Origin of the sequence: Arthrobacter sp. MYb213 (assembly GCF_002979915.1) — a bacterium.
GTDB lineage: Bacteria > Actinomycetota > Actinomycetes > Actinomycetales > Micrococcaceae > Glutamicibacter.
The window spans coordinates 609,222-616,837 of the sequence record NZ_PCQA01000002.1 but is presented as its reverse complement, the minus strand read 5'-3'; the positions used below and the strand labels follow the sequence as shown (position 1 = coordinate 616,837).

The 7,616-nt window shown below is 51.9% G+C and carries 6 protein-coding genes; 4 read left to right on the top strand and 2 right to left on the bottom strand.

Going from position 1 to position 7,616, the window contains the following annotated elements; all coding sequences use genetic code 11:
* The 3 genes from CQ011_RS17770 to CQ011_RS07235 all read left to right on the top strand — a co-directional run.
* Positions 1-868 (top strand): LAVTG motif-containing sortase-dependent surface protein (locus CQ011_RS17770; RefSeq protein WP_181148022.1); only part of this gene is annotated, 868 nt, incomplete at its 5' end.
* Positions 869-1,167: 299 nt separating this feature from the next.
* A complete protein-coding gene (locus tag CQ011_RS07240) occupies positions 1,168-1,911 on the top strand; it encodes a DUF5819 family protein (protein ID WP_105675977.1) in 744 nt (247 codons plus the stop codon).
* A gap of 3 nt (positions 1,912-1,914) precedes the next feature.
* Complete coding sequence (locus tag CQ011_RS07235) at positions 1,915-2,898, top strand: HTTM domain-containing protein (RefSeq protein WP_105675975.1); 984 nt, start codon at positions 1,915-1,917, stop codon at positions 2,896-2,898.
* A gap of 82 nt (positions 2,899-2,980) precedes the next feature.
* Here the strand turns inward: CQ011_RS07235 and CQ011_RS07230 are convergent, their stop codons facing one another.
* Both CQ011_RS07230 and CQ011_RS07225 read right to left on the bottom strand, forming a co-directional pair.
* The gene (locus CQ011_RS07230) at positions 2,981-4,363 is read right to left on the bottom strand and encodes an NAD-dependent succinate-semialdehyde dehydrogenase (RefSeq protein ID WP_105675973.1); all 1,383 of its coding nucleotides are present in this window, start codon (positions 4,361-4,363) and stop codon (positions 2,981-2,983) included.
* A gap of 268 nt (positions 4,364-4,631) precedes the next feature.
* Complete coding sequence (locus CQ011_RS07225) at positions 4,632-5,693, bottom strand: aldo/keto reductase (RefSeq protein ID WP_105675971.1); 1,062 nt, start codon at positions 5,691-5,693, stop codon at positions 4,632-4,634.
* Positions 5,694-5,893: 200 nt separating this feature from the next.
* Between CQ011_RS07225 and CQ011_RS07220 the strand changes: the two genes are divergently transcribed.
* Complete coding sequence (locus CQ011_RS07220; protein WP_105675969.1) at positions 5,894-7,459, top strand: hypothetical protein; 1,566 nt, start codon at positions 5,894-5,896, stop codon at positions 7,457-7,459.
* The last annotated feature ends 157 nt before the right edge of the window (positions 7,460-7,616 follow it).

Below are 7,616 nucleotides of genomic sequence, written 5' to 3'. Positions count from 1 at the left end.
GGCTGATGCAACTGACGCTGACGCGACCGATGCAGTAGACGCTGACGCAACTGATGCTGATGCAACTGACGCTGACGCAACTGATGCTGATGCAACTGACGCTGACGCAACTGATGCTGATGCAACTGACGCTGACGCGACCGATGCAGTAGATGCTGACGCAACTGACGCTGTAGATGCTGACGCAACTGACGCTGTAGATGCTGACGCAACTGATGCTGACGCGACCGATGCGGTAGACGCTGACGCAACTGATGCTGATGCAACTGACGCTGACGCGACCGATGCGGTAGACGCTGACGCAACTGATGCTGATGCAACTGACGCTGACGCAACTGATGCTGATGCAACTGACGCTGACGCGACCGATGCAGTAGATGCTGACGCAACTGACGCTGTAGATGCTGACGCAACTGACGCTGTAGATGCTGACGCAACTGATGCTGACGCGACCGATGCGGTAGACGCTGACGCAACTGATGCTGATGCAACTGACGCTGACGCGACCGATGCGGTAGACGCTGACGCAACTGATGCTGATGCAACTGACGCTGACGCAACTGATGCTGATGCAACTGACGCTGACGCGACCGATGCAGTAGACGCTGACGCAACTGATGCTGATGCAGTAGACGCTGACGCAACTGATGCTGATGCAACTGATGCTGATGCAACTGATGCTGATGCAACTGACGCTGACGGCTCTGATTCCGATGGCTCGAACAATGGAGATTCCAAGAACAACAACGATAAGAAGGACCGCCTGGCCGATACCGGCACAAGCTCACCACTTATCATTGGCGGAATCGCACTGTTGCTCGTAGTTGTGGGTGGAGCAGTTACGTTCATCCGTCGCAAGAAGGCCTAATCGGTCATAAATTAGCACGATAGTCTTGGGCTGGGCAGCAGATAAATGTTGCCCAGCTCAAGACTTTTTATCTTCGCGAAATTTTGTATCCCAGAATTCTGTGAAGTTGGATTACCGTAGATTTGTTTCATACAAGGTTGAAAATTGTTGGCGTTTGCAATGGAGAACAAATAGTTCTTGAACTGTAAGACGACACAACCAATAATCATGAGACTTCGGAGTTCATGAAAAAGATTGGTGAGAATCTTGAATGATTCAGCAGACAGTTTACGGAATGATCGGGCGTTCGAGAGGTAACAATGGCCAAACAAGGTCAGAAAAAACGATTTATGGCAGTTATAGCGGCCTTAGTTATGGTGCTCGGCTATACAACAGTTGCTCTATCGATGTCGGTTGAAGCATCAAGCCCGGTCAAAAGCGCGTTGTCCCCATACTTCAGCCAAAAATGGAACGTCTTTGCTCCGAATATTCAGAAGAAGGACTACTTCCTCGAGGTTCGGAATCGCTCTGTCAATTCAGACGGAAAAACTGTTGAGTCTGAATGGATTCCAGTGACTGCGATTGAACGCCGGGGCAATAAAGGAAGCCTAGCCCAGTCACGTATTCAGAAGCTTAGCCAGAACGTATCGACAGCTTATTTGTCTAGGTACAACAAGCTGAAGTCTGATCAACGAACGTCGGCACGGAAAGACTTCGTCTCAGTCTCCCAAAGCAAACGCAAAGTGATGAGCGATGACGAAATCATTGAGTTGCTCAAGGGAGAACAGAAAAATTCTTCAGCTGTCGTGCGTTTCGTACGCATGGACTATATGTTGGTTCGGTATGCAACGGTATTTACCGAAGCGCATTCTGATACTTCTGCTGACGAAGTTCAGTGGCGAGTGGTTCGTAAACAGAACAACGATTTTGCTCATCGATTTATGGAATCAGATCAGTTTGAAGATCGGATTACGACCTTCGGATGGAGAGCCTCTGATGCTGGATCTTATGAACCTGCGGTAGAAGAACTTGAACAAATAATTGATCGTCAGGAGGGGCGTTAACCCATGATTTCAATGACGACTAAGTTCGGTAATTGGCTCCTACAATCGAAACATTCACTGATTAGCTTCTCGCTCTTGCGCATTATTTATGGCCTCGGAATGCTAACGGTACTCATCCCAAGCTTCGCGGATCGTTCAGTGCTCTGGGGTCCTTCATCTTGGTGGGTCGACCCGGAAGCTAAGCGCCGCGGTTACTGGACCTTCGATACGGTTTTGAACAAGAGCAATGAAATATTGTTTGACGTTGGTTATGTGGCATTTATTGTGCTCGTTCTCGTCTTCATCGCTGGATGGAAGACGCGTTATATTACACCTCTTGTTCTGATCATGTTGGTAGCGCTGCAGTCCAATAATTCATATCTCACTAACGGTGGGGATACATTGGGTCGGATTACCCTGACCTTCTTGATTTTCGCGAATCTCAGTGAGCACTTCTCAATTGATTCATGGCTCAGGCGTCGGAAAGGAAATTTCCGCGAGAAAGAGCGCAGCAATGAGTTTTGGAATCTATTGCATAACATCGCGCTGCTGTTATGCATGACTCAAATCGTGATTGTGTACTTGGTTTCGAGCTATCTGAAGTTGATCGGTGATAACTGGATCGACGGTACAGGCTTCTTCTACTCATTGAACCTGGAGGCTTATCAGATCTATCCAATGATCAATGAGCTACTTTGGCAATCGACTCTATTCGTCAAGGTATCGTCATGGCTCACGCTCATTGCGCAAGGTGGATTTATCATCTTTGTGCTTTGGCGCAAGTCGCGTCCGTGGGCTGTAGCAGTGCTCTTCACCATGCATTTGGGAATTGCAGTGCTTCTTGCTGGTCTCTGGCAGTTCTCATTGGTCATGATAGCCCTCGATCTACTATTCATCTCTAATCGAGAGTGGACTACTATCCGCGGTTTCATTAATAAGAAGATTCTGCGGAAAAAAGACATTGAGGCTGCTCCTGCGATACAGCACAAAGAATTAATCAACGTTTGAGCGACCGATAGCCGGACAACAAAGCGAAAGACCCAGAGAAACGTTTTCGTTTCTCTGGGTCTTTCGTATTTCATTTTGGTGCTTATTCGCCGATGTAGAACAGGCGCTTGTTCACGAATTCTTCCATGCCCAGTGGGCCAAGCTCTCGTCCGAAGCCCGAGCGCTTCACGCCACCGAATGGCATTTCGGCGCCCTCGGCTGCTGGTGAGTTAACGTTGGCCATACCCGACTGCAGGCCCATGGCAACCTTGGCTGCACGAGCTTCATCGGTGGAGTGCACCGAACCGCCCAAGCCATAGATGGTGTCATTGGCTAGTTCCAGGGCCTGCTCGTCGCTGGTGACCTTGTAGACTACGGCGACTGGGCCGAATAGCTCCTCGTAGTAAGCGCGCATGTCCTTGGTGACACCGCTGAGCACGGCAGGGGAGTAGTAGGCCGCAGGACCGTCTTGCAGTACGCCACCGGTGTGGAGCGTGGCGCCCTTAGACACCGCATCTTGTACCTGTGCGTGCAGATCTTCGGCAGCCTTACGCGAGGACATCGGTGCGAACGTTCCGTCGACTTCTGCCATTGGATCACCGGGGGTTAGCCCGTCGGCATGCTTGGTTAGCTCGGTAACGAAGTCATCAAAAATATCTTCCATGATGATCATGCGCTTATTGGAGTTGCATGCCTGACCGGTGTTGTCGATACGGAAGCCCCACGCGGTTTCGGCGATGCCAGCCACGTCATTTGAATCAAGAACAACAAATGGATCCGAACCGCCAAGTTCAAGTACTGCCTTCTTCAAGTTGCGTCCGGCCTGCTCGCCAATGATCGCTCCAGCGCGTTCGGAACCGGTCAGCGAAACACCCTGGATCCGTGAATCGGCAATGATGGTGGAGATCTGATCATGGGTGGCGAAAACGTTGTTGTACACGCCTGCAGGAACGCCTGCCTCATCCATGATTTCTTGGATTGCCAGAGCCGAGCGTGGGCAGGACTCAGCGTGCTTGAGCACAATGGTGTTGCCCAACATTAGGTTTGGTGCGGCGAAGCGAGCGACCTGATACAGCGGGAAATTCCACGGCATGATGCCCAGCAGCGGGCCGACGGGGCGACGCTGGACGACTGCCTTGCCGCCGGAGAAGGACTTGATTTCCTGATCTGCCGCGAGGGTTGGGCCTTCGGTAGCGAAGTATTCAAAGATGTCTTTGCAGTATTCTGCTTCGCCTACTGCCTCGGAAAGTGGCTTGCCCATTTCCAAGGTCATGATTTTGCCTAGTTCATCGGCTTTGTCAGCGAAGAGCTGAGCAATCTTGCTAACGATCTTTGCACGTTCGTTGATATCAACGTTCTGCCAAGTCTCATAAGCGGACTGTGCGGAGGCGAGTGCCTGCTCGACCTGTGCGTCGGTGGCTGCCGGAAATTCTTCAACGATCTGGCCGGTTGCCGGGTTTAGTACCTTGTAGGTCGGGGCGCTCATGATGCTCCTGTCTAGTCTTTGCTGAGGTCTGTGTGGGCTTGTGGATTCCACGATACCCATCCTGTCCGTAAAATGAATGTGAATCACTTCACGGCGCGTCTAATTCGAGCATATCCTCAGTTCGGCAAATCGGCCACACTCAGATCCGTTGAATCGTCTGGGATTCAAGACGGATTCCTCACGAATGTCTCTCATTTGCAGTCGAATGCAAAACACCCGTGCGGCGCCTGAGAATACGCCACACGGGTGTTTGAAAACTAGGAAGAAACTAGCTGATTGCTGAGGTCTTCCACCAATCAATTCCGGCGTCGCCTTGAGCGATCGAAGCAATTTCATTGAGCTCGGCCTCGGTGAATTCAACGTTCTTCAGTGCGCCGAGGTTTTCATCCAGCTGCTTGGTTGAGGAAGCGCCGATGAGCACCGAGGTGGCCGCACCATCGCGGAGCAACCAAGCCAAGGACATCTGTGCCAAAGACTGGCCGCGACGTAGCGCAATCTCGTTGAGCTTGTGGATCTTGTCCAAGTTCTCTTCGGTTAGCTGTGCGTCCAGGGAACGTCGTCCGCCCTGGCGCTGCACATCGGTGCCGTTGAGGTACTTGTCGGTCAGTAGGCCTTGAGCCAAAGGAGTAAAAGCAATAGCTCCCATGTCTTCCTTCTGCAAGGTGGCCAGTAGACCGTGCTCTACCCATGGGTTCAAGATGTTGTAGGAAGGCTGGTGGATGACCAGTGGGGTTCCTAGCTCGTCCGCGATGGCCTTGGCCTGTGCGGTACGTTCGGCGGAGTAGGAGGAAATGCCAACATAGTTGGCCTTGCCCTGACGGACCAAGGTATCTAAGGCGCCAATGGTTTCTTCCAAAGGAGTCTTCGGGTCGTAGCGGTGCGAATAGAAGATATCCACGTAGTCCAGGTTCATTGCCTGCAAGGATGCTTCAGCGGAGGCCAGCAAGTATTTGCGTGACCCGAAGCTACCAAATGGTCCGGCCCACATGTCGTAGCCGGCTTTCGAAGAGATAACCAGCTCATTACGGTAAGGCATGAAATCTTTGCGCATCATTCGGCCGAAGTTCTCTTCAGCCGAACCAGCGGGTGGACCATAGTTATTAGCTAGGTCGAAGTGGTTGATGCCGTGGTCAAAAGCGTGACGCAAGACCTCACGTTGGGTATCAAATGCGCGGTTGTCACCGAAGTTCCACCACAGGCCCAACGAGAGTGGAGGCAAAACTAAGCCCGAATCTCCGACTCGACGGTAGCCGAAATTCTCGTAACGGTTTTCTGCCGCGACGTACGGACGATTACTGTCGGGACGCGGGCTGACAAGTTCGTACTCCATGTGGTGCCTCTCCATAGAATGAGTCTTTGTTGCTCAAAACAACTCTATGGCAGAACTTACACAAGAGCATTGGTCTATCTAATAAAACTAGTGATTCATCTTCGCGGAACCAGACTCGCGATAAATCATGTCAACAGAGAATCTCAAGGCTCGCGATAGAGTGAAGTTTGGACAGCATGCAAATAACTGTGAGGACCGAAGTGATTTCCAAAGCGACAAAATCCCTTGCCGCGCTCTTGATCTGCGGACTGTTGGCCGCCTGCTCCTCGGGCCCAACAACGCAAGAGCCACAGGCCTCAAATTCCGTGACGCCGGCGCCACCGACCCCAGAACCGTTGCCGGACTTTGTCCAGAGCTTTAATAACAAACCCGCAGGCAAAGCAACTACCTTGAATGTCGGCTCCTCAAACCTTGGTACTAGCCTGAGCGATGACAACATCGGGGTGTCCTTTGAGGCTACCGAGCTTAGCGATCCGCGTTGGGACCCAGAAGTCGGCAACCTCGACGAGATGCTCGGTGCGTTGGGGAATCCTGGTCTACGTTTTGGCGGCAATGTCTTGGACCGCGAAACCTTCTGGACTTCAACAGGAGAAGAAGCGCCAAAGGGTAAAACCTTGGTCACGCCCCAAGACCTCGAACGCGTGATGAAAACGGTCAAGAAGATCGACTCTAAGGTCACCATCGGTATTCCGCTGGGCCATTACGATCCCAAGCGCGGGGCCGATATGGCCAAATATGCGGTGAAGACTTTCGGGGATCACCTGATTGGAATCTCTATCGGCAATGAACCCAACGGGTATACCAATGATGCGCGTCCTGGGCTACAAGTCCGCAAGCCTTCGCAATGGAATGAAAAGAAGTACGTCACGCAGGTGCGGGCGTACGTCAAGGCCATCGATGAGGTTACCGGTAAGAAGGTTCCAATCGTCGGTCCCGGAGTCTTTGACGGCTCGTGGATGAGCGCGTTTTTGAATGCGAAACTACCGAACACAACGGCGTTGACCCAGCACTACTATGCGACCTATGAATGCTCGTCAGATAAGGTGCCAGGGCGCGGACCCGAATGGCAGAACTTACTAGAACCTGTGGTGAGCAAGAGTGCTACGAAAATGTTGGGAATTGGAATAGCCAAGGCCAACAAGAAGAAGGTTCCGCTGTGGGTCGAAGAAACCGGGTCAACGAGCTGCCCGGGGACGAATAACACCTCGCGTACTCACGCCACCGCGTTGTGGACCATTGACCATATTTTTGCGTCAGCGCATCTTGGGGTGGAGCGAATGAACATGCATTCCATGCTTGGTGCCTGCCGAGGTGGGGCGCCGATGTCGGTTATCTGTTCCGCGGACGGAACCGGTAGCAAGGGGGAAGGCCAAGTGCTGGCCCAACCCAATTACCTCGCTATGCGCTTAGCCAGCTTGAGCATTGGTAGCCAGTTTATGTCTACGAAAATTTCGGGGGACAAAAATATTGCGGCCTATGCTGTTAAAGCTAAAAATGGCAATGTTCTGGTGACCGTGATCAATAAAAATGATGCAGCCAAGAAGTCGAAAAACCCGCTGACAGTTAACGTTCCCAAGGGATATCGAGCCACCGGAGCAGCCCAGATTTATGCACCTGGAAACGGAGCTGTCGAGAAGACCCAGTTGCGAGCCGAGGCTCCGTTTGCTGCCAAGGGCAGTGGTGTGACGAAGAATGCGACCGGCAAACTCCAGTTGGATGTGGCCGCGAGCAGTGCTACGACAATTGAGTTCACGAAGAAGAAGTAACGAAGAAGCTTAAAGAAAGAATCGATCTGCGGGGGTCAAGGAGGTAACGCCCGCGCAGATCGATTCTTATAAATCACTCGCACCTTGAGAAGGTAATCACCACTCTAGGACGGCATTCTTATCAATAGCTGAACGTGAGGTCAACGAATCCTCAGTT

What these genes read in the sequence shown, in the direction of transcription:
- CQ011_RS07240 (WP_105675977.1), top strand. Translation starts at nt 1,168, where the DNA reads ATGGCCAAACAAGGTCAGAAAAAACGATTTATGGCAGTTATAGCGGCC.
- CQ011_RS07235 (WP_105675975.1), top strand. Translation starts at nt 1,915, where the DNA reads ATGATTTCAATGACGACTAAGTTCGGTAATTGGCTCCTACAATCGAAA.
- CQ011_RS07230 (WP_105675973.1), bottom strand. Translation starts at nt 4,363, where the DNA reads ATGAGCGCCCCGACCTACAAGGTACTAAACCCGGCAACCGGCCAGATC.
- CQ011_RS07225 (WP_105675971.1), bottom strand. Translation starts at nt 5,693, where the DNA reads ATGGAGTACGAACTTGTCAGCCCGCGTCCCGACAGTAATCGTCCGTAC.